This window comes from Herbaspirillum sp. Her4 (assembly GCF_057961335.1).
In genome coordinates this window covers 4,232,712-4,253,351 of the sequence record NZ_CM176330.1, presented here as the reverse complement: position 1 = coordinate 4,253,351, position 20,640 = coordinate 4,232,712, and the positions used below count along the sequence as shown (strand labels likewise).

The window sequence follows — 20,640 nt, the reverse complement described above, 5'->3', positions numbered from 1 at the left end:
CCATGTTCAAAGTCTCGCAACTCGCCTCCGGCTACGGCCAGAGCAAGGTCATCCACGATGTCGACTTGTCGGTGGCCAAGGAAGAAATCGTCGCCGTCATGGGCCGCAACGGCATGGGCAAGACCACGCTGTTCAAGACCCTGATGGGCATCCTGCCGCTGCGCGGCGGCAGCATCAGCATCGATGGCGTCGAACTTGGTGGCCTGGAAAGCCACCAGCGCGTCGAGCGCGGCGTGGCCTACGTGCCGCAGGGACGAATGATCTTTTCGCACATGACGGTGCTGGAAAACATCCAGACCGGCTTGCCCGCATCGGCCAAGGGCAAGGTGCCCGATGAACTGTATTCGCTGTTCCCGGTGCTGTATGACATGCGCACCCGCAAGGGCGGCAATCTGTCCGGCGGGCAGCAGCAGCAACTGGCCATTGCGCGCGCACTGGCGACCAACCCGCGCGTGCTGCTGCTGGATGAACCGACCGAAGGGATACAGCCTTCCATCATCAAGGACATCGCCAAAAGCCTCAAGGAAATCCGCAAGATCCGTGCGCTCACCATCGTGGTCTCGGAGCAGGTGCTGAGCTTCACGCTGGAGATTGCGGACCGTTTCCTGGTCATCGACAAGGGCCGCTTCGTCTACGAGGACACGCGCGAGAACGTCGATGCGCCCACCATCAGCAAGTATCTGTCGGTCTGATCCGACCGTCTTTTCAGAGGAGCAAGCCCATGCGACACGGAGATATTTCAGCCAGCCGGGACGCCGTCGGCGTGGCCGTGGTGAACTACAAGATGCCGCGCCTGCACACGCGCGGCGAGGTACTGGAGAACGCCAGGAAGATCGCCGCCATGCTGGTCGGCATGAAGCAGGGATTGCCGGGGCTGGACCTGGTGGTGTTCCCGGAGTATTCCACCCACGGCATCATGTATGACCGTGAAGAAATGTTCGAGACCGCCGCCACCATCCCCGGCGACGAGACCGCCATCTTTTCGGAAGCCTGCCGCATCGCCGGCGTGTGGGGCGTCTTTTCGCTCACCGGCGAGCGCCATGAGGAGCATCCGCGCAAGGTGCCCTACAACACGCTCATCCTCATCAACGACCAGGGCGAGATCGTGCAGAAGTATCGCAAGATCATGCCGTGGACGCCCATCGAGGGCTGGTATCCGGGCGATACCACCTACGTCTGTGACGGCCCCAAAGGCTTGAAGATCAGCCTCATCATCTGTGATGACGGCAACTATCCCGAGATCTGGCGCGACTGCGCCATGAAGGGTGCGGAACTGGTGGTGCGCTGCCAGGGCTACATGTATCCGGCCAAGGAACAGCAGATCATGGTCTCCAAGGCCATGGCCTGGATGAACAACCTCTATGTGGCCGTGGCCAATGCATCAGGGTTCGATGGCGTCTATTCCTACTTCGGCCATTCGGCCATCGTCGGTTTCGATGGCCGCACGCTGGGCGAGTGCGGGACCGAGGAGATGGGCATCCAGTATGCCGAACTGTCGGTCTCGGCCATCCGCGATGCACGCCGCAACTGGCAGTCGCAAAACCACCTCTACAAGCTCCTGCATCGCGGCTACACCGGCAAGATCAATTCGGGCGAATCGCCGGCGGGCGTGGCCGAGTGTCCTTTCGACTTTTATCGCACCTGGGTCAACGACCCGCAGGCTGCGCGCGCCCAGGTCGAGGCATTGACGCGCAACAGTGCCGGTACGCCCGAATGCCCGATGCCGGGGATTCCCACCGAGCCGGCAGCCTGAGGCCGAAGGCGCAAGGCCTCATCACACATCCACCACCAAGGAGATCGCATGCAACACTTCAAGATCAAGCCCGGCGTCCCGCTGGCAGAGCAGGCTGAACTGGGTCACAACCGCTGGCACCCGGACCTGCCGTTCCTGGCCTCGGTCAAGCCGGGTGAATCCATCCTGATCGAGTCGCTGGACTTCCTCGACGCGCAGATCCATGACACCGACGATGTCTCCGACGTCAAGAACGTCGACCTCACCCGCGCCCATCCGCTGACCGGTCCCTTCCATGTCGAGGGCGCAGAGCCGGGTGACCTGCTGGTGATCGACCTGCTGGACATCAAGCCGGTCACACCGGTCGGTTTCTCGGGCGTGTTTGCCAAGGAAAACGGCGGTGGCTTCCTGGCCGACTATTTCCCGGAAGCCGACAAGGCCATCTGGGACCTGAAAGGCTTGTATGCCACCTCGCGCCATATTCCGGGCGTGCGCATCGCAGGCCTGACTCACCCTGGTCTGATGGGTTGCCTGCCTTCGCATGACCTGTTGGCCGAATGGAACCGCCGCGAAGCGCCACTGGCCGCCAAGGGCCTGGCGCAGCCGCCCAACCCCAGCACCGCCGTGCTGCGCGGCCTGACCGGTGCCAAGTTCGACGAGATGGCCAAGGTCGCCGCCCGCACCGTGCCGCCGCGCGAGCATGGCGGCAACACCGACATCAAAGACCTGTCGGCGGGCACCCGCATCTTCTTCCCGGTGTACGTGAAGGGCGCAGGCTTCTCGATGGGGGATTTGCACTTCTCGCAGGGTGACGGCGAGATCGGTTTCTGCGGCGCCATCGAGATGGATGGCGTGAGCCACGTCGGCTTCGATCTCATCAAGGGCGGCATGGCCAAGTACAACATCACCTCGCCCATCTTCATGCCCAGCATCGTCAAGCCGCATTACGAGCAGTGGCTGACCTTCGAAGGCATCAGCGTGGAAAACGGCGTGAACTACTATCTCGACGCCACCGTGGCCTATCGTCAAGCCTGCCTGAAGGCCATCGACTACCTGACCCACTTCGGCTACACCGGCAGCCAGGCCTACATGCTGCTGACCGCCGCGCCGGTGGAAGGGCGCATCGGCGGCATCGTCGACATTCCCAATTGCGCCTGCACGGTGGCCTTGCCGACCTCCATCTTCGATCAGGACATCACGCCCAAGGGCATGCTCAACGACAAATCCTATTGGGGCCGCAAGGGATAGCGATCAACGCAGTGACGTGTGTGTTCCCGGCCGGGCGCAGGCCTGACCGGGTTTTTTCGTGATAACGGATTGGTGAAGGAGTCCCCATGCCCTTGTATGACATTCGTTGCAGCCATTGCGAAGGCATCTTCGAACGCCTGATCCCCTTGCAGGGATTGCACGGCCAGACTTGCTGTCCCTATTGCAAAGAGGAGACGGCCGCCTCACCCATGCCCACGGGCGGTCATGTCGGCTTGCAGGTCAAGCATCGCTGGCAGCCGCGCAACGGTGCCGAGCAACTGGCCGGGCAGGGGGCGACCGGGCCGGGCACCCATGCAGGGGCAGGCCGCAGCAGCGTGCTGCACAACTGCAAGGGACACAGCTGCAGCATCTGCGCGACCTGAGGCAGGCCGGATTGCTCCAGTTACTCCAGCATCGCGTCCAGCCCCGCCGTCAGTTCGGTGAGCGAGGGCATGGCGCGCTCGGCCTTGTCGGGATCGTGTTTCACCAGCACCGGCATCCAGGCCGGATCCACGCCCAGCTTCTTGCCCACGGCCACCGGATAGGTGGCCAGTGCGGCTTCGTCATCCAGTGACAGCACAGTCACGCGCGCGGCCCACGCGCCCAGGTGTACCCAGGCAGCGGCGCGGTCGAGCCGGCCCGCCGCCAGCGGATCAGGCACCGAGCGCAGTGCCGTGACCAGCGCTTCAGGGAAATTCCAGATCGCCGCCAGTTCGGCCGAGACATCGGCGTAGTGAAAGCCCCAGGTCTGCTTTTCCCGTTCGGCGCGGTCGGCGTCGAGCACGTTGCATTGCTTGTCCAGCGAGGCGACTGTCGCGGCGGCCACCGCATGCAGTTGCAACTGGCCGATGCCATGCATCATGCCGACGGTGAAGACAGCATCGCCATTGTCTTCGCCGTGGATGCCGGCGTGCATGGACAGCCAGCGCGCTGCCACCGCGGTGTAGAGGGTATGTCGCCAGAACTGCGGCAGCTCCATGCCGCGCGTGCTCTTGAAAGCCGCCACCATGCCGTTGCCCAGCACCAGATTGCGCACCATGATGAAACCCAGCATGCGCAGCGCATCGTCGACCGTGCCGATGGTGCGCGAAGCGTGAAAGAACGCCGAGTTTGCCAGTCGCAGCAGTTTGGCGGTGAGCGTCGGGTCGGCCGCAATCTGGTGGGCGATATCCTGGGCCGAGACTTCCTCGCTGTTGAAGCTGGTCATCAGCTGCTGCACGACCTTGGGGATGGTCGGCAGCTTGCCGGGCTGGTCTACCAGGCTCTTGAGCTCCATGACAGTTCCTCCATGCAATGGTTTGTGTGGTTTTTGCAGGCAATTCCGGGAATTGCGGTTCCATTGTCGCAGAGTTCGGACGATTTGCTGACGATCCAGGTCAGTATGATGGAAGTCTCACTTGACCGGAGTGCACCCATGGCAAGCCGCAAGACGTCCGACCCGCATCCTCCCGAGCAGCCCGTCACGCCCGCCGGGGCGTGGGGAGATGTACCGAATTATGTGCAGGATTGCGTACAGCGCAGTTTCCTTTTCCTCGATACCTTGCTCGACCGTGGCAATGACTACCTGGAGCATCTGGAGCAGGGCACGCCGCCGCTCCTGAAATTCGATCACGAACTGGTGCTGGACGGTCACGACCTGCCGCAGCCCTGCAATTACGCCTTGCTGCGCCTGCAACCGCCGCCGGGCCTGCCGGTCGATCCGCAGGCACGACCGGTGGTGGTGGTCGATCCGCGCGCCGGACACGGCCCCGGTATTGGCGGCTTCAAGTTCGATTCGGAAGTGGGCATGGCGATGAAGGCCGGGCATACCGTGTATTTCGTCACTTTCCGGCCCGAGCCCGAGGAGGGCCAGACGCTGGTCACCGTGATGGATGCGGAGGCGCGCTTCCTCGAAGAAGTGATACGCCGCCATCCGCAATGCCCGGCCAAGCCGGTAGTGATCGGCAATTGCCAGGCCGGCTGGGCCATGATGACGCTTGATGCCGTGCGGCCCGAGCTGTTCGGGCCGCTGATGATGGTCGGTGCCCCGGCCTCCTACTGGGCCGGCAGCTCCACGCTCAATCCCATGCGTTACAGCGGTGCCAACCTCGGCGGGACCTGGCTGGCCTCGCTGGCCGCCGATCTCGGGGCTGACCGCTTCGATGGCGCCTACTTGGTCGAGAACTTCGAGAAGCTCAATCCGGCCAATACCTTCTGGAGCAAGTATTACAACCTCTGGGCCGGAGTCGACCAGGAGGCAGCGCGTTTCCTGGAATTCGAACGCTGGTGGGGCGGTTTCTTCCGCATGACCGGGGCCGAGATCGAGGCCATCACCGAGAATCTGTTCGTGGGCAACAAGCTGGCGCGCGGAGAGCTGGAGGTCAAGGGCAGGGCAGTCAATCTGCGCGACATCACTGCGCCCATCGTGGTCTTCGCCTCCTGGGGGGACAACATCACGCCGCCGCCGCAGGCGTTGAACTGGATCATCGATGTCTGGGGCGACGAGCGCGCCATCGCCGCCGCCGGCCGCACCATCATCTATGTGCTGCACGAGAGCGTGGGCCATCTGGGCATCTTCGTGGGTGGCTCGGTGGCCCTGAAGGAGCATGACCAGCTGGTCAGCTCGCTGGACGTGATCGAGAGCCTGCCGCCAGGTCTCTACGAAATGAAGCTGGAACGCAAGGATGGCCGCACTGCCCAGCGCTGGGATGCGCTGGAGCCTGGCGATTACACGGTGCACTACGAGCACCGCACCATGGAAGACCTGCGCAAGCTCAATCCCGAGGGCCGCGAGGAAGAGTCGCTGTTCTCGACCATCAGCCAGTGGTCGCAGCTCAATGCGCAGTGGTACAAGACCTGGGTCCGGCCCTGGGTGCGCATGACGGCGACCCGCGACAGCGCCAATACGCTGATGCGAATGAATCCCTTGCGCATGCAGCGGCAACTGTTCTCGGACAAGCATCCGGCCGCCGCCTTCATTCGCCAGCAAGCTGCTGCCGCGCGCACGCACCGGGTACAACTCGACCCCGACCATCCGCTGAAGCAATACGAACGCCGCATGGCGCAGAAGATCACCGACGAGCTCAATGCCTGGCGCGACCAGCGCGATGCCCGCACGGTACGGATGACGCGCCAGCTGTTCGGTCCGACCGGACTGGGTGCCTGGCTGCCGCCGCGCGAGCCGGATGCCGATCTGGCCCAGCGCTGGGCGCAGCAGGAGCTGGGAAGCTACCGTGATACGGTCATTGGCCAGATAGCCGACGGCGGTTTTGCCGAAGCGGTTTGCCGGATCGTCATCGCCGGCATGGTCTCCATCGGTGCGTTCGAGCGGCGCAGCCTGCGTCTGGCCAGGCTGCTGGCGCAACTGCCGAACATGCATGCCAGCGTGTCGCCCCAGACCAACTGGGTGCAACTGTTGAAGGAGCAAGCGCGTATTACGGCGGTGGCCCCGGTGGAGGCACTCAATGCACTCGGGCAGATGCTGCCCGATGCGGCCTCGCGCGAGCGCGCGCTGGCGCTGGCAGCGGCGGTGATGATGATCGAACCGACGCTGGCCAATCCGCGCTCGGAAATCATTGAACTGCTGGTCGGAACGCTGGAGGTCGATCCTGATCGCGTGATCGCGCTGGCCCGCAAGCTGACCAAGGCCATTGGTGAAGACGGTGATGCGCTGACCTTGCCGTCGTCCGACGAGGAACCGGCGCGACCGGCGGCCGCACCGCGCAAGCGGGCGGCACGCGCGCCTGCGCCCGTGGCCAAGCCGGCCAAGGCGAGTGCGCCGCCAAAGCCGGACAACAGCGCGCCTTCGGCCAAGCCTGCCAGCGCCAAGGCCAAGACCTCTGCCAAGACAACGAAGTCTGCGCCTGTCGCCAAAGCCACGGGGACCGCCAAGACCACCCGGAGCGGCACACCGGCGCGCACGCGCTCCAAGCGCAGTTGAAATGCTCAAGGCCGGGGTTCACGTTGCCCCGGTTGGATGGTCTCATGGCTTGCCGAAAGTCCCGGCGGGCAGGTTCCACATGGCCTGCTCGCTGGTGGACAAGGCCACCGCGCCCCCCGCCAATGCCGCACGCGCATCGTCTGCATTGCAGACGAAGCCCGACGCGACGATGGGCGGAAGCACGGCGCGGTCCGCCGGCTTGAGTTGCGTGAGCATCGGTGCCGGCATCAGTTGCACCAGGTTGGGTTCGCTCTGTTCGAGCGCCTTCAGGCTGCGCGGCCAGGTGGTGCGATCGGTCACGAAAACCTTCTGCATGGTGATCATGCCGGCCCGGCTGGCCCGCAGCAGCGTGGCCACCCGCGTTGACACCAGCGACGGTACGCCCAGGGCGACCAGATAATCGATGGCGGCCTTGTCCTGCGCCAGTCCTTCACAGGTATCCACATTGAGCATCAGGAACTTGCCCGCATCCCGGACACGGGTGCTGAGCGCCTGCAACTCACGCAACTCCACGTTGGCAACGATGCCGACTTCAGCGGCGCTGGCGAGAAAGGCAGGGAGGTGCTGGGTTCCATAGAGCGCTGCCATGACCGGATGCCGCCTGAGCCTGGCTTGCAGGGAGCGGTCCTCAGAGGAGGCGGGCTGAGAGGCCGGCGCGGCGGCGGCGCGTGCCGGGGAACGAGGGGGAGAGGGAGAGCGCATGCAAGGTTCCAGAGTAAAAAATGAGAAGCAAGAAAGAAAGGCGAATGGAAGACGCGCGGCTAAGGTGCGGTTTCCTGGCGCACATGGTCCAGTTCGGCACACAGCCGTGCCTGCCACCGGGCACGGCGGCAGGCACGCTCGGCGTAGTCGATGCGTGGCTTGAAGACGGCCTGCAACCGGGTCCGGGCGCAGGCCTGGTGCAAGTCATCCCACAGCAGGCCATGGCTGCCGGCCAGGAAAGCGATGCCGCGCAGGCTGGCGTGCGCACTCTGGTGGGTGCGGCAGGTGGTTACGCCCGACAGGTCGGCTTGCAACTGCAGCAGCAGGTCGCTGCTGGCCAGCGTGCCGCCGTTCATGATCCGCGAGACCGGTAGTCCGGCCGTGTCGGCGCTGGCACTGACGCACGCGGTCACCGATTGCGCGATTCCCTCCACCAGCGCATGTGCCACTTCGGCGCGGCCCGTGGCCAGCGACATCCCCTGCAGGGCTGCTCGCGCTGCGGGTTGGCGTTGCGGTGACTGCATCCCGGCCAGCGCCGGCAGGAAGCTGACGCCGCCGGCCGAACTCACGCTGGCCGCCAGGGCCAGCAGCTGGCGCGCATCCGGAAACCAGCGCAGGCGCTGGCAGGCCCAGGTGAGGGCGGCACCGGTGGTGGCGGTGTAGCTTTCGAGGGCGAAGTGGGAGACGCCGTTCTGACGCCTGGCGGTGACTACTACGCTGCCCTCGGCGGTGCTGTCGGCGGGGGCGAGTGCAACGCGCGGGCCGACCAGCACGTCGATGAAGCTGCCGGTGCCGTGCTGACACAGCGCTTGGCCGGGTTCCAGGCAACCCTGCCCGATGGCAGCGGCCAGTTGATCTCCGGCGCAGGCGCGAATCGGCAGGGCGGTACCGAGTAGGGCAGCGTCGCTGCGGCCGTAGTCGTCGGCATCCTGGCACAGCGCTGGCAGCAGCGTGGCGGGGAAGCCGAGCGCCTCCAGCCAGTCCAGCGCATACGCATGCGCGTCCAGCACATAGGCATTGCAGGCCGTGGCATTGGTCGCGCTGGTAGCCAGCAGGCGGCGGCCGCTCAGTTGCCACAGCAGCCAGGTGTCAATGCCGCCAAAGCCCAGCCGTCCTTGCGCCCAGGCACGCGCCACGCGCGGCTGATGGCGCAGCAGATGGGCCGCCCAGAGGTAGGGCGAGCGGCTGCCGACCGGTCGCCCCAGACGCGGTCGCAGCCGCTGATCCCAGTGCGGTGCCAGTGCCGCCAGTTCGGCCGCGTGCCGGCTGTCCTGCCAGGACAGTGCCGGTGCCAGCGGTTCTCCGCTCACGGTATCCCACACCACGGCGCTGGCGCGCTGGTTGCACAGGCCGATGGCGCGCACCCGCAGCCCCTTCTGGCGCGCCTGCTGCAGGCTGGCGCGGCACGCGGTGAGGGTCTGCTGCCAGATCAGGGCCGCATCCTGTTCCACCACGCCGCTGCGCGCGGAGTGCGTGCGCAAGGGGCGTCGTTGCAGGCAGGAGACCAGGCCATCGGCCGTCACGATCGCCGCGCGGGTGCTGGAGCTGCCGGCGTCGATGGCGAGGATCCCGTCACGGCTTTTCATGGCGGCTTCTGTCGACAGGAACGGGCGCACTGCTGCCGGTGGCGTGGCCGGAGCGGTAGGGGCGGGAGTCAATCAAGGCGGCGACATCGTCGATGTCGCGCAAGGGGACTGCGGTGTGCACAGGGCTCTCCTGAAGTTGACTGCAAGAGGCCTGCGCACTGCGCGCGTGAAGAGACCATCTTGCAGATGGTCTCTTGTGTGAATTATCTGCCGGGCAATTCTATGAGCCCGGCGACGGGCTTGTCAACGACCGCAAAAGGGGGGCGCGGCAGCCGATCTCGCCTGTTTTCAGGGGCGTTCACCCCTTGCCAGACGTGCCCGGACGTGGGCCACGATCTGCGGCAGGTCGGCCACCGAATCGATCACGTAGTGCGCGCCGGCGGCGAGCAGGCGTGTTTCGGCGTGTGTCTTGAGGCGCTCGATTTCCTCGGTCGGCGAGGCGTCCAGTTCGGCACGCGTAAGCCCCACTTCATTGCCCGAAAGGGAGAGGCCAACGCTCCACATGCCGGCGCGAATACCTTCCTCAATTCCCGGCACCGTATCGTCGACCTTGATGCAACAGGCCACGTCATCGATCTGCAGCGCCAGTACGTTGGCCAGCGCCATGTAGGGGCCCGGACGGCCACCGGCCTCCAGTTCGTCGCCGGCCACCACGTGGTCGGGGCGCAGGCCTTCCTCGGCCGCCATCGGCAGCAGCACATTCAGCACCTGGCGCGGATAGCCGGAGCAGGAACCGATTTTGAGACCCTGGCCGCGCAGCCAGGCCAGCACCTGCGCCGCGCCCGCGATGGGCTGCGAATACTGGCCGACCTTGGCGATCTGCATCGGCATGAAGCGGGCATAGATGGCATCGATATCCGCCTCCGTAGGGGCATGGCCAGTGCGTTGTTGCCATTGCGCCGCCAGCGAAGGCTCCTCCAGCAGCAGACGGATGTGTTGCCACTTGGATAATCCCATGGGCCCCCGCGCCTGTTGCAGCGTCAGCGCGATGCCGAAGCTCTGGAAGGCATCCACGAAGATCTGCGTCGGCGCCAGCGAACCGAAATCGACCAGTGTGCCCGCCCAGTCGAAGATGACGGCTTGCAGGGTGCGGCCGGGGCCGGAGGCGGGGATCATGGATTCTCCTTGGAAATGCAGTGACGATGGCGGACAAGCAGGCAAGGCAGGCCTGTGAAGGTGGCCGCCGGGATGGAGAAGAGCTTAACCCCTGTTTGTGACGGGCTTGTTATCGATATAATCCATGAAATTGGTTGATACTATTGATAGGATCTATAGATGACACCCTCCCAACTACGCGCTTTCCTGGCCGTGGCGCGCCATCGCGGCTTTTCGGCGGCGGCCCGGGCGCTGGGCGTGAGCCAGCCCACGCTGACGACCCAGGTGCAATCGCTGGAGCGCGAGCACAACGTGGAGCTGTTTTTCCGCCGGGGCCGGCGCGTGGATCTGTCCGAAACCGCCCAGCGACTGTTGCCGATCGCCCAGAACATCGCAGAACTGGAACTCGATGCGTTGAACCTGCTGGTCAATTCGGGCGCGCTGCACGTAGGCCATCTGCGCATCGGTGCAGTCGGTCCTTTCCACGTGATCGAGATGGTCGATGCCTATCGCGCCCGCTATCCCAAGGTTGAACTGTCGATCAAGCTGGGCAATTCGGCGCAGTCGCTGGCCGACCTGGCCAATTACGTGACCGATGTGGCGGTGCTGGCCAGCTTCAATGATGATGCGCGCTTTCATTCTGTTCCTTATGCTGATCACGCGGTGGTGCTGTTCGCCCATCGCAGCCATCCGTTCTACCAGCGCGAGGCGGTGTCGTTGGCCGAACTGGACCAGCAGCCGCTGATCATGCGGGAGCAAGGTTCTACCACGCGGCTGGCGCTGGAGCAGGCCTTGCAGCAGGCCGATGCGCAGCCGCAGGTGGTCATGGAAATCGGCAGTCGTGAAGCGTTGCGCGAGGCGGTGGCGCGGGGCCTGGGCTTGGGGGCCGTGTCCGAGGCAGAGTTCATTCCAGATGAACGTTTCCGGATGGTGCGCATCGCGGGGGATCCGGTGTCCACGCATACCTACGTCTATTGCCTGGCCGAGCGCCGCGAAGGGCGCCTGGTCGGTTCCTTCATGAAGATCGCCCAGCGCGCCTGACACCGCGGCCACTGTCGCGGAGGCTTTGGCTTATCATTACGGATTGTTCATTTTCTGACCAGGAAGCGCGACCGTGATCAAGCCCATCGCCATGTTGACACTGAAGGATCATGCAGAAAGCGCCGATCCGGCCACCACGCTGCTGCGCCAGGTGCATCACTACGTGAATCATGCGTTCTGAGGCCGGCATGAGTCTGTCCATTACTGACATCTTCCCGCAGGGGAATCCGTATCTGGAAGCACTGGGCGTGGTGGTGCTGGAATACGGCAATGACCGCGCCGTCATGGCACTGAAGCTCAAGCCCGAGTTCATGAACAGCTGGCATGTGGCCCAGGGTGGCATCAGCATGACCTTGCTGGACGTTGCCATGGGCCTGTCGGCCCGCGCCGGCGCTCCCGATGCCAAATCCTCCGCGACCGTCGAGATGAGCACCAGTTTCCTGCAGCCGGCCGGGCACGCAGGGGACACCATCATCGCGCGCGGCCACACTTATCACCGCTCCACCACCATGTGCTTCTGCCAGGCCGAACTGTTCAACGGCGATCGCCTGGTGGCCAAGGCCATGGGCACCTTCAAGCTGATTCGCCGCCTGGATATCTCGCGCAAGCTGGATCAGGAGTGAGCGGAGCACGCTGTTCTTTTTTTGCAGGAAATCCACCATGAAAATCACCACCGGCAGCTGGGAGCAGCTGCGTGCGCAGGCCCAGCCGATTCGCTTCGAGGTCTTTGTCGATGAACAGAAGGTGCCCGCCGAGATCGAGCTCGATGAGATGGACCCGCATTGCGTACACGCCGTGGCCTATGACGATGCTGGCCAGCCGCTGGCGACCGGCCGCTTGCTGCCGGACGGGCACATCGGCCGCATGGCCGTGCGCAAGGCCGGGCGCGGCCAAGGCGTGGGCGGCGCCGTCTTGCAGGCCTTGATTGCCGCGGCTCGTGCACGCGGTGACGCCGAAGTCATCCTCAATGCCCAGGTGCATGCCGAGGGCTTCTACCAGCGCCATGGTTTTGCCCGCGAGGGTGAGCAATTCATGGAAGCCGGCATCCCCCACATCACCATGCGCGCGCGACTGCAAGGGTCGGCCGCTTGATCGTCCTGCTCAAGCTTGCGAGGCCGGCGGCGGCATCGCCGGACGGCTCTCGTCCAGTCTGAAGTAGCACAGCTGGGCGGTCAGTTCGCGCGCCCGTTCGGCCACCATTTCCGCAGTGGTGGCCAGTTCCTCGGAGGCGGCCGCGTTGCGCTGAGTAGTGTCATTGAGCTGCATCACCGCCGAACCGATTTCTTGCACCCCTTCCTCCTGCAGGCGCGCCGACAGCGTGATCTGGTTGATCTGCTGCGAGGCTTCACGGATGCCGTTGAGCGTACCGGCGGCCAGGCGCTGGCTGGTGGCCTCGGCCAATTCCACGCTTTGCTGGGCAATCACGCTGATCTCCTGCGCGCTGCCCTGGCTGCGCTCGGCCAGCTTGCGGATTTCAGCCGCCACCACGGAGAATCCGCGTCCGTGTTCTCCCGCGCGCGCCGCCTCGATGGCGGCGTTCAAGGCCAGTAGATTGGTCTGGTAGGCGATGTCGTCGATTACGCCGACCTGGCGCGCGATGCCGCGCATGGCCGCCACCGTGCTCTGGACGGCCGCGCCGCTCTGGTCGGCATCGGCAGCAGCGTTCAGGGCGATCTGGTCGGTGCGGCGGGCATGTTCTCCGGTCTGCTGGATGGCCAGGCTGATGTTGCTGATGGCGCTGTGTACTTCTTCCACGGCGGCCGCCTGCTCGTTGGAAGCGCTCGCCAGGTCCTGGGCAGTGGCATTGAGCTGGCGGGCAGAGTCGCCCAGGGCCTGCGTCAGAAGCGTGACGCCGCGCAGGATGTCGGTGAGCCGTTCGCGCATGCCTTGCATCGCGTACAGCAGGCTGCTGCGGTCCCGGCGGCGCAGGGTGACCGCCACGCCCAGATTGCCTTCGGCGATCTGATGCACGATGTCGGCGGCGTAATCCGGCTCTCCACCCAGCTGGCGGCGCAGGCTGATCATGATCCACAGCGCAATGGACACGCCGATGGCCAGCGCCAGTCCGGCGATCTGCAGGTTGTGGGTGCGCAGTTGCCGATAGTCCTGCAACGCCGCCTCATAAGAGGTGCGCGTAAAACTTTCCTGCAACTGGCCCAGGGTGGCCAGCTGCGTCGCCAGGCCGGCCAGCTCGCTGGTCAGCGGGGTCCAGCGGCGGTTGGCCTGCAGCGGCTCGTTGCTGCGCAACAGGTCCAGCACCACGGCGCGCTCGGCGACGTAGCGCCGCCAGCTTTGCTCGAAGCGTTCCGCCTCGGTCTGTTCCTGAGGTTCCAGCCGCGTCGCCCGGTAAGCTTGCCAGCCTTGCTCAAAGGTCGCATCCAGCGCCGGGATGCGTTCCAGCAGGGGTTTGATGCGATCGCTGCTGGTGCCGTTGCTGTCGTCAATGGCCGGAGCGGGCAGGTTGGCGATCATCAGGGCGCGGCCCATGACGTCGCGGTTCAGGTAGAGCGCGTCGCGCACCCGGGCGATGTGGATCAGCGCCATGGTGCGGTCTTCATAGACGTAGCGCAGCTTGTCGTTGCTGGACGCCATGCCCTGTATGTCGCGCCAGGCCAGCAGGACTACGCTGCCGCACAGTACCGCCACCAGGATCGCCAGGCGGGCGGTGACCGTCAGTTTTCGTTGCACGATGTTTTCCTTGTAAGTGCCGACTGCATCCGGAGAAAGAATGAACCGTTCAGTCCGGCACAGAATATAGCGAATTTTGTTGCTATGCAGAATGAAGAATAAAGCAGTTTGCGTGCCTCTTTAGTGACGCTATGTGGTTTCCCACAATACCCGCCCGGAAATGACTGCGAGATACTTGCGGCCGAACCGGGGAGGGGGAGTTCTCCCGGACAAACAATAAGTACCCGCCAGAACGGACGACGATCCGACAACGGCAGGCGGCAGGTCTCCACGGACCCGCCGGTCATCCATGTTTCAAGGAGAAAGCACTATGTCGGCGCAAAAACCGCCCCTTTACAAATCCCTGTATTTCCAGGTCCTGTGTGCCATCGTGATCGGTATCGCGCTGGGTCACTTCTATCCGTCTACCGGTGAAGCCATGAAGCCGCTGGGCGATGGCTTCGTCAAGCTGATCAAGATGATCATCGCGCCGGTCATCTTCTGTACCGTCGTCATCGGCATCGCCGGCATGGAAGACATGAAGAAGGTCGGCAAAACCGGCGGCCTGGCCCTGCTGTATTTCGAAATCGTCAGCACCGTGGCACTGATCATCGGTCTGTTGCTGGTGAACTTCCTGCAACCGGGCGTGGGCATGAACGTCGATCCGGCTTCGCTGGATACCAAGAGCATCGCCGCCTACACCGCCCCGGGCAAGATGGGTTCGGTGACCGACTTCGTGCTGGGCATCATCCCCACCAGCATGGTGGACGCCTTTGCCAAGGGTGACGTGCTGCAGGTGTTGCTGGTGGCAGTGCTGTTCGGCTTCGCGCTGCACAAGTTCGGTGGCCGCGGCACGCTGGTGTTCGATTTCATCGAAAAGATCTCGCACGTGCTGTTCTCGGTGGTGGGCGCGATCATGAAGGTAGCCCCGATCGGAGCCTTCGGCGCAATGTCCTTCACCATCGGCAAGTACGGCGTCGGTTCGCTGTTCTCGCTGGCCAAGCTGATGGGCACCTTCTACCTGACCTGCCTGCTGTTCATCTTCGTGGTGCTGGGCATCATCACCCGCCTGCACGGCTTCTCGATCTGGAAGTTCGTCAAGTACATCAAGGAAGAACTGCTGATCGTGCTGGGTACCTCGTCCTCGGAATCGGTGCTGCCGCGCATGCTGGCCAAGATGGAAAACGCCGGTGCCAAGAAGACCGTGGTCGGCCTGGTGATCCCGACGGGTTACTCCTTCAACCTGGACGGTACCGCGATCTACCTGACCATGGCCGCCGTGTTCATCGCCCAGGCGACCAACACCCCCATGACCTTCGTGCAGGAACTGACGCTTCTGGGCGTGCTGCTGCTGACCTCCAAGGGGGCAGCCGGCATCACGGGTTCGGGCTTCATCGTGCTGGCGGCGACGCTGTCGGCCGTGGGCCACGTGCCGGTGGCCGGTCTGGCGCTGATCCTGGGTATCGACCGCTTCATGTCGGAAGCTCGCGCACTGACCAACACCATCGGCAACGGCGTGGCCACCCTGGTGGTCGCCAAGTGGAGCGGTGAACTGGACAGCGAACGCCTGACCAAGGTCTTGAACAACGAGACCGTGGAAGACGCGCAAGCCCCTGAAGCCGTCCTGGATCGTACCGAAGCCAAGATGCATCACTAAGCAGGGAGGCGGGAAGCATTCCCGCACCCATTGCCTCGTCGGCCCCATCTTCGCGTCTTAGTTGGCGTGGCGATGGGGCCGATGTTTTATGGCCGCACCGCCTGCATCACGAAATCCACAAACGCCCGCACCCGCGCCGACAGATGGCGATTGTGCGGATACAGGATGGAGAAACGCCGGGTACGATGCCCGGCCGACTGCAGCACTTCCACCAGCTCGCCCCTTTGCACGGCGGCTTGCGCGATGAAGTGATAGATCTGGAACAGGCCCCCGCCGGCAATGGCCCAGTTGACGCAGCCCAGTACGTCGTCATGGATGCGCTGCCGGCTCCGGAAATGAAAATCCATGTCGCGCCCTTGTCCGTCCTTGAAGATCCACGGCATCGCGCGTCCGGTACTGGGCAGGATGAACTGGATGCAGTCGTGCTGTTTCAGCGCTTCCACGTCGCCGGGCGTGCCGCGCCGGGCCAGATAGGAAGGGGCCGCAAAGACGCCCAGCGTGGCTTCCTCCAGCGTGTGCGCGATCAGCCGCGAATCCTGCGGCACGCCCAGGCGGATGGCCAGGTCATAGCCCTCTTCGACGAAATCGATGACGCGGTTCGCAATGCTCAATTCCACCTCGATCTGCGGAAACGCCGCCTGGAAACGCGGCAGCAACGGCAGCAGCCGATAGTGCGCATAAGGCGTGCCGACGCTGATGCGCAGCGGGCCGCTGGGCACTTTCTGCTGGCCGGTGAGGATGCGTTCGGCCTCGGCGATCTGTTCCAGCGCCTGGCGGCACTGCTCGTGATACAGCTCGCCCTCGCGGGTCAGCCGGATCTGGCGCGTGGTCCGGGCGAACAGCCGTACGCCCAGACGAGCTTCCAGCCGGCTGATGGAACGGCTCACCGAGGCCGGCGTCAGGCCCAGCGCCTCGGCGGCGGCCGTGAAGCTGCCCAGTTCGGCGGCTTTGCAGAACAGTTCGATGCTGCCTAGCTGGACGGGATCGAAGTTGCGCATTTGTTCAATGATGTAATGAATGAATTGAGAGGGATGGAGTTTATCTTTGTTTGTGATGGGAATACAGTGATCGGCAGTCTGGCAATGCCGCTTTGCTGCAGATGCCGTCCCTCCCTCGTGAAGAAAGGAACACCATGAAGAAGCCCAACATCCTGATGATCGTCACCTCCAGCAGCCGCATGGGTGACACCGACAAGCCCACCGGCCTGTGGGCCGAAGAACTGGCAGCCCCGTACTACGCCCTGGTGGATGCCGGTGCCTCGGTCGTCATCGCCTCCACCGCCGGTGGCAAGACGCCGATCGATCCGGGCAGCCTCAAGCCGCAAGGCCAGAACGATGCCATCGTCGAACGCATGCTGGCCGATGCGGAACTGCAGCAGCGCATCGCGGCCACGCGTGCGCTGGGCGAGATCGAAGTCGGCGCGTTTGATGCGGTGTTCTTCCCCGGCGGCCATGGCACCATGTGGGACCTGCCCACCGATGCCAACGTCAAGAAGACCGTCGAGAGCGCCTATGCCGCCGGCAAGTTCATTGCTTCAGTCTGCCACGGTGCCGCTGGCCTGGTGTCGGCCGTGAAGGCCGATGGCAAGCCGATGGTGGCTGGCAAGCGTGTCAATTCCTTCACAGATGCCGAAGAGCGCGAAGTGGGACTGGCCGAGGTCGTGCCCTTCCTGCTGGAGAGCCGTCTGCGTGAACTGGGTGCCGTCTTTGAGGGGACCGACAACTGGCAGGTGTTTGCCATCCGTGACGGCCAGCTGATCACCGGCCAGAATCCGCAGTCTTCCGAGCGCGTGGCTGAAATGTTGTTGGAAGCGCTGGAACTGGGTGCCTGATTTTTCCTGTCGTCTGCTGGTTGAAAGGCTCGTCCCATGCGGGGCGGGCCTTTATTTTTCCGTGCCGACGATGCCCTTGACGAACCAGCGCTGCGCCGCCACCACGAACACGGCGGGGATCACGATGGCCACCAGGGCCGCCGCCATCAGCAGGTTCCACTGCGGCATCTGCCCGCTTTCCACCGGCAGGAAGCTGGCCAGCGCGAGGGTGATGGTGCGCATCTGGTCATGGCTGGTGATGACCAGGGGCCACATGTAGTCTTTCCAGGTATTGATGAAGACGATGGATCCCAGCGCCGCAAAATTGGTTTTCGACAGCGGCAGGAGGATATCTACGTAAAAGCGCCACGGCCCGGTCCCGTCGATGCGCGCCGCTTCCACCAGTTCGGGCGGGATGGTGCGGTAGAACTGCAGAAACAGGAAGGTTCCCGTGGCGGACGCCACCAGCGGCAAGGACAGGCCTGCATAGGTATTGATCAGGCTGATCGACGGCACCGCATGCTGTCCGCTCAGGCCCAGCGCCTGCAAGAGGCTGCGCAGCGGTTCGAACAAGTCGGAGGCCGCTGCATAGGTCGGGACGATGCGTACTTCCAGCGGCAGCAGCAGGGCACTGAACAGCAAGGCCAGGATCAGGCCCCGGCAGCGCGGCTGGAAGTAGGTCACTGCAAAAGCCGTGACCGAGGACAGCAGCAGCTTGCCGGTCACCACCAGGGCGGCCACCAGCAGACTGTTGAAGAGATGGCGCCACAGGTCGATGCGCTGCCCCACTTCGCGCAGATTGTCCGGCAGCGCGGTGCCTGGCATGAGCGGCATGCCCTGGCTGATCCACTGCTGGCTGGAGACGCTGGCCGAGCACAGAATCAGGTACAGCGGCCCCAAGGCCAGCACTACGCCCAGCCCCAGGATGCAGTAGGCCAGCGCGGTCATGCGCGGATGGCGCTCTACCATCGTCCTGCTCCCTGGCGGAAGAAGCGCAGCTGCAACACCGTGAGCGCCACGATGAACAGCATCAGGATCACCGACAAGGCCGATGAGCCCGAGAGGTCCAGCCCGATGAAGCCATCCGAATAGATCTGATAGGCCAGGATCGCCGTGCTGCGGCCGGGTCCGCCTTGGGTCAGTGCGTCCACCAGCCCGAAGCCGTGGGTAAAGGCCTCTATCACGTTCAGGACACCGGCCAGCAGCAGTGCCGGTGCGATCATCGGCAACTGGATATCCACGAAGCGCCGCCACGGGCCAGCCCCATCGATGGCGGCGGCTCCCGTCAGATCGGCAGGAATCCGCTGCAAGGCGGCAGAAAACAGGATGAAGTTCAGCGGCACCTGGGTCCAGGCGAAGGCCGCGATCAGTACCAGCATGGCTTGCTGGCCAGCCAGATGGGGTGCCCACAGGCCCGGCCAGAGGTGGTTGAGAAAAGCCAGCAAACCGGTAACCGGATTGATCAAGACCTTCAGCACGATACCGACCACTACCCCGGCCACGGCATAGGGCCAGATGAAGATGCTGCGCAGCAGGCGCTTGGCGCGCACATCCAGTTCCAGGCAGGCCGCCAGTGCCAGGGCGAGGGTCACGGCGAGCAGGGTGCTGCCGGCCGTGAAGACCAGCGTGGCGCGCAGGGAGGCATAGAAGCCGTCATCGGTGAGGATGCGCAGGTAGTTGTCCAGTCCGACGAAGCGCGAACCGTTGCCGAAGGGACGTACCAGATAGAAGGACCAGGCGATCGCCTTGACGGCCGGCCACAGGAAGAACAGAAACACGATCAGCATCTGCGGCGCGGCCAGCAGCAGGGGGAACCAGCGGGCAGGGAAGGCGGGGCGGGTATCCATGATGTGTGCTAGCGCCGCGGTGCAGGGGAATCGGCGGGGGCATAGGTGAGGCGGAAACGCTGCAGCAAGGCATCCCCCCGGCGGCGCGCCTTGGCCAGGGCACTCGCCATGTCCTGCTGGCCGGCCAGTGCGGTCTGCACCTGCTCGGTCCAGGCCAGCCGCAGCTGCGGGAAGAAGCCCAGGCGCGGTCCGACTCCTGGCTGGCCAGCGTTCGCATCCAGCGAATGAATGCCCGCCACCACCGACGCCGGATAGTGCCCCGCGTCGTCCATGATCTGGGCTGCCACCTGGCGGGTAACGGGCAGATAACCGGTCTGCCGCACCAGCAGACGCTGGTTCTGCGGTTGCTGCAGATAAGCGATGAAGGCCGCCACGGCCGCATAGACCTGGTCGTCAAATCCCTTCATCACCCACAGCGAGGCGCCGCCGGGTACGCTGTTGTGGCGCTCGCTCCCGGCATGCACCGGCAGCGGCAGTACTGCCAGTCCGGGCAGGCCGCTGCGCGCCACGGCATGCCAGGCGCTGGTGGAGTCGAGCAGCATGGCGCATTCCCCGGTAGTGAAGGCCAGGGTATGACGCCCGGTGCGGGTGGCGGCGGCTTCCACCAGCAGATGCTGTTGATGCCAGCGCTGTACCTGCTGCATGAAGCGCAGATGCAGTCCCTGGTCGAACAGATAGTGGGTGGCCAGGCTCCGGTGGCCGTTGTCTTGGTCGGCCAGCGGTGCGCCCTCGATGGTGCTGACCTGCTCCAGCAGGATCCAGGGATTGAAGTCGCTCACCAGCGGACAGGTCTGGCCAGCCGCGCGCAACTGCCGTGCGGCCTGCTCCAGTTCACTCCAGGTGGCGGGCAGGGTGTTGATGCCGGCCTGCTGCAGCCTGGAAGTGTTCAGGTACAGAACAGCGGTGGAGACATTGAAGGGCAGGGAATCAAACTGCCCCTTGGCATCGGTGTAATAGCTGCGGATCGCGGGCAGGTAATCCTGCCAGTCCACGTGGTAGCCATGCGCGGCCATCAACTGGTGGACCGGCACGATGGCTCCGCTCAGCATCATGTCCAGCGTGCCGACATCGTAGATTTCCACCAGCGCAGGTTGTTGCGCGGCGCGATAGGCGGCGATGGTCTTCTGCATGGTCTGCTCATAGGAGCCGGGCGTGACACAACGTACCTGATGCTGCTTTTGGGCGGCATTGAAGTCGGCGCATAGTTGCCGCACGGCCTGCGCCATGGGACCGCTGTGACTGCTCCAGAATTCGAAGCTGGCCGACTGCGCGCGCGCCGCCGCCAGGACCAGCAGCAATGCCATGCCGTGCCGTAAGAGGGAGAGGCGGCAGCGTG

20 protein-coding genes are annotated in these 20,640 nt (G+C 64.4%); 10 read left to right on the top strand and 10 right to left on the bottom strand.

Annotated features, from left to right (window positions below; translation table 11 throughout):
• Positions 1-2 precede the first annotated feature (2 nt).
• The 4 genes from urtE to ACWFUC_RS19235 all read left to right on the top strand — a co-directional run bounded on the left by urtE (position 3) and on the right by ACWFUC_RS19235 (position 3,363).
• Entirely contained in the window at positions 3-692 is a 690-nt protein-coding gene (gene urtE, locus ACWFUC_RS19250; RefSeq protein WP_034332312.1) for an urea ABC transporter ATP-binding subunit UrtE, read from the top strand.
• A 29-nt stretch (positions 693-721) separates the two neighbouring features.
• Positions 722-1,753, top strand: a complete 1,032-nt coding sequence (locus ACWFUC_RS19245; protein ID WP_209534742.1) for an aliphatic amidase — start codon at positions 722-724, stop codon at positions 1,751-1,753.
• A 48-nt stretch (positions 1,754-1,801) separates the two neighbouring features.
• Complete coding sequence (gene fmdA, locus ACWFUC_RS19240; protein WP_489623033.1) at positions 1,802-2,980, top strand: formamidase; 1,179 nt, start codon at positions 1,802-1,804, stop codon at positions 2,978-2,980.
• A gap of 86 nt (positions 2,981-3,066) precedes the next feature.
• The gene (locus tag ACWFUC_RS19235) at positions 3,067-3,363 is read left to right on the top strand and encodes an FmdB family zinc ribbon protein (RefSeq protein WP_034333572.1); all 297 of its coding nucleotides are present in this window, start codon (positions 3,067-3,069) and stop codon (positions 3,361-3,363) included.
• A gap of 20 nt (positions 3,364-3,383) precedes the next feature.
• On the opposite strand, the gene ACWFUC_RS19230 is transcribed toward ACWFUC_RS19235, so the two are convergent.
• Entirely contained in the window at positions 3,384-4,256 is an 873-nt protein-coding gene (locus tag ACWFUC_RS19230) for an HDOD domain-containing protein (protein ID WP_489623032.1), read from the bottom strand.
• A gap of 138 nt (positions 4,257-4,394) precedes the next feature.
• Between ACWFUC_RS19230 and ACWFUC_RS19225 the strand changes: the two genes are divergently transcribed.
• Positions 4,395-6,899: a DUF3141 domain-containing protein gene (locus ACWFUC_RS19225; protein ID WP_489623031.1), complete on the top strand. Its 2,505-nt coding sequence runs from the start codon at positions 4,395-4,397 to the stop codon at positions 6,897-6,899.
• A gap of 42 nt (positions 6,900-6,941) precedes the next feature.
• Here ACWFUC_RS19225 and ACWFUC_RS19220 read toward each other — a convergent pair whose 3' ends face one another.
• The 4 genes from ACWFUC_RS19220 to phnX all read right to left on the bottom strand — a co-directional run bounded on the left by ACWFUC_RS19220 (position 6,942) and on the right by phnX (position 10,303).
• Positions 6,942-7,487, bottom strand: a complete 546-nt coding sequence (locus ACWFUC_RS19220; protein WP_489637262.1) for a glycerol-3-phosphate responsive antiterminator — start codon at positions 7,485-7,487, stop codon at positions 6,942-6,944.
• 173 nt (positions 7,488-7,660) lie between these two features.
• Positions 7,661-9,187, bottom strand: a complete 1,527-nt coding sequence (locus tag ACWFUC_RS19215; RefSeq protein ID WP_489623029.1) for an FGGY family carbohydrate kinase — start codon at positions 9,185-9,187, stop codon at positions 7,661-7,663.
• Positions 9,174-9,308, bottom strand: a complete 135-nt coding sequence (locus ACWFUC_RS19210; protein ID WP_489623028.1) for a hypothetical protein — start codon at positions 9,306-9,308, stop codon at positions 9,174-9,176. The genes ACWFUC_RS19215 and ACWFUC_RS19210 overlap by 14 nt, the downstream gene beginning before the upstream one ends.
• A 167-nt stretch (positions 9,309-9,475) precedes the next feature.
• Positions 9,476-10,303, bottom strand: coding sequence for a phosphonoacetaldehyde hydrolase (gene phnX, locus ACWFUC_RS19205; RefSeq protein ID WP_489623026.1), 828 nt, complete (start codon positions 10,301-10,303; stop codon positions 9,476-9,478).
• A 159-nt stretch (positions 10,304-10,462) separates the two neighbouring features.
• Here phnX and ACWFUC_RS19200 point away from each other — a divergent pair, with 159 nt between their 5' ends.
• From ACWFUC_RS19200 to ACWFUC_RS19190, 3 genes are all read left to right on the top strand, one after another.
• The gene (locus tag ACWFUC_RS19200) at positions 10,463-11,323 is read left to right on the top strand and encodes a LysR substrate-binding domain-containing protein (RefSeq protein WP_489623025.1); all 861 of its coding nucleotides are present in this window, start codon (positions 10,463-10,465) and stop codon (positions 11,321-11,323) included.
• A 188-nt stretch (positions 11,324-11,511) separates the two neighbouring features.
• Positions 11,512-11,946: a PaaI family thioesterase gene (locus ACWFUC_RS19195; protein ID WP_489623024.1), complete on the top strand. Its 435-nt coding sequence runs from the start codon at positions 11,512-11,514 to the stop codon at positions 11,944-11,946.
• Positions 11,947-11,983: 37 nt separating this feature from the next.
• Positions 11,984-12,415 (top strand): GNAT family N-acetyltransferase, encoded by a 432-nt coding sequence (locus ACWFUC_RS19190; protein ID WP_134222603.1) that lies wholly within the window; start codon positions 11,984-11,986, stop codon positions 12,413-12,415.
• 9 nt (positions 12,416-12,424) lie between these two features.
• Here ACWFUC_RS19190 and ACWFUC_RS19185 read toward each other — a convergent pair whose 3' ends face one another.
• Entirely contained in the window at positions 12,425-14,011 is a 1,587-nt protein-coding gene (locus ACWFUC_RS19185; RefSeq protein WP_489623023.1) for a methyl-accepting chemotaxis protein, read from the bottom strand.
• A 310-nt stretch (positions 14,012-14,321) separates the two neighbouring features.
• On the opposite strand from ACWFUC_RS19185, the gene ACWFUC_RS19180 reads away from it, so the two are divergent.
• Positions 14,322-15,647 (top strand): dicarboxylate/amino acid:cation symporter, encoded by a 1,326-nt coding sequence (locus ACWFUC_RS19180; RefSeq protein WP_121041495.1) that lies wholly within the window; start codon positions 14,322-14,324, stop codon positions 15,645-15,647.
• A gap of 86 nt (positions 15,648-15,733) precedes the next feature.
• Here ACWFUC_RS19180 and ACWFUC_RS19175 read toward each other — a convergent pair whose 3' ends face one another.
• Positions 15,734-16,645, bottom strand: coding sequence for a LysR family transcriptional regulator (locus ACWFUC_RS19175; protein WP_489623022.1), 912 nt, complete (start codon positions 16,643-16,645; stop codon positions 15,734-15,736).
• 134 nt (positions 16,646-16,779) lie between these two features.
• Here ACWFUC_RS19175 and ACWFUC_RS19170 point away from each other — a divergent pair, with 134 nt between their 5' ends.
• The gene (locus ACWFUC_RS19170) at positions 16,780-17,478 is read left to right on the top strand and encodes a type 1 glutamine amidotransferase domain-containing protein (RefSeq protein WP_034329554.1); all 699 of its coding nucleotides are present in this window, start codon (positions 16,780-16,782) and stop codon (positions 17,476-17,478) included.
• 51 nt (positions 17,479-17,529) lie between these two features.
• Here the strand turns inward: ACWFUC_RS19170 and ACWFUC_RS19165 are convergent, their stop codons facing one another.
• Genes ACWFUC_RS19165 through ACWFUC_RS19155 form a run of 3 tightly spaced genes read right to left on the bottom strand, consistent with a single transcriptional unit; the run spans position 17,530 to position 20,608 of the window.
• Positions 17,530-18,426 carry an ABC transporter permease subunit gene (locus ACWFUC_RS19165; protein ID WP_489623021.1) on the bottom strand — a complete coding sequence of 299 codons (897 nt, stop codon included), beginning with the start codon at positions 18,424-18,426 and terminating at the stop codon, positions 17,530-17,532.
• The gene (locus tag ACWFUC_RS19160; RefSeq protein WP_204726520.1) at positions 18,420-19,304 is read right to left on the bottom strand and encodes a carbohydrate ABC transporter permease; all 885 of its coding nucleotides are present in this window, start codon (positions 19,302-19,304) and stop codon (positions 18,420-18,422) included. Before ACWFUC_RS19160 ends, ACWFUC_RS19165 begins: the two co-directional genes overlap by 7 nt.
• A gap of 8 nt (positions 19,305-19,312) precedes the next feature.
• Complete coding sequence (locus tag ACWFUC_RS19155) at positions 19,313-20,608, bottom strand: extracellular solute-binding protein (RefSeq protein WP_489623020.1); 1,296 nt, start codon at positions 20,606-20,608, stop codon at positions 19,313-19,315.
• Positions 20,609-20,640 lie beyond the last annotated feature (32 nt).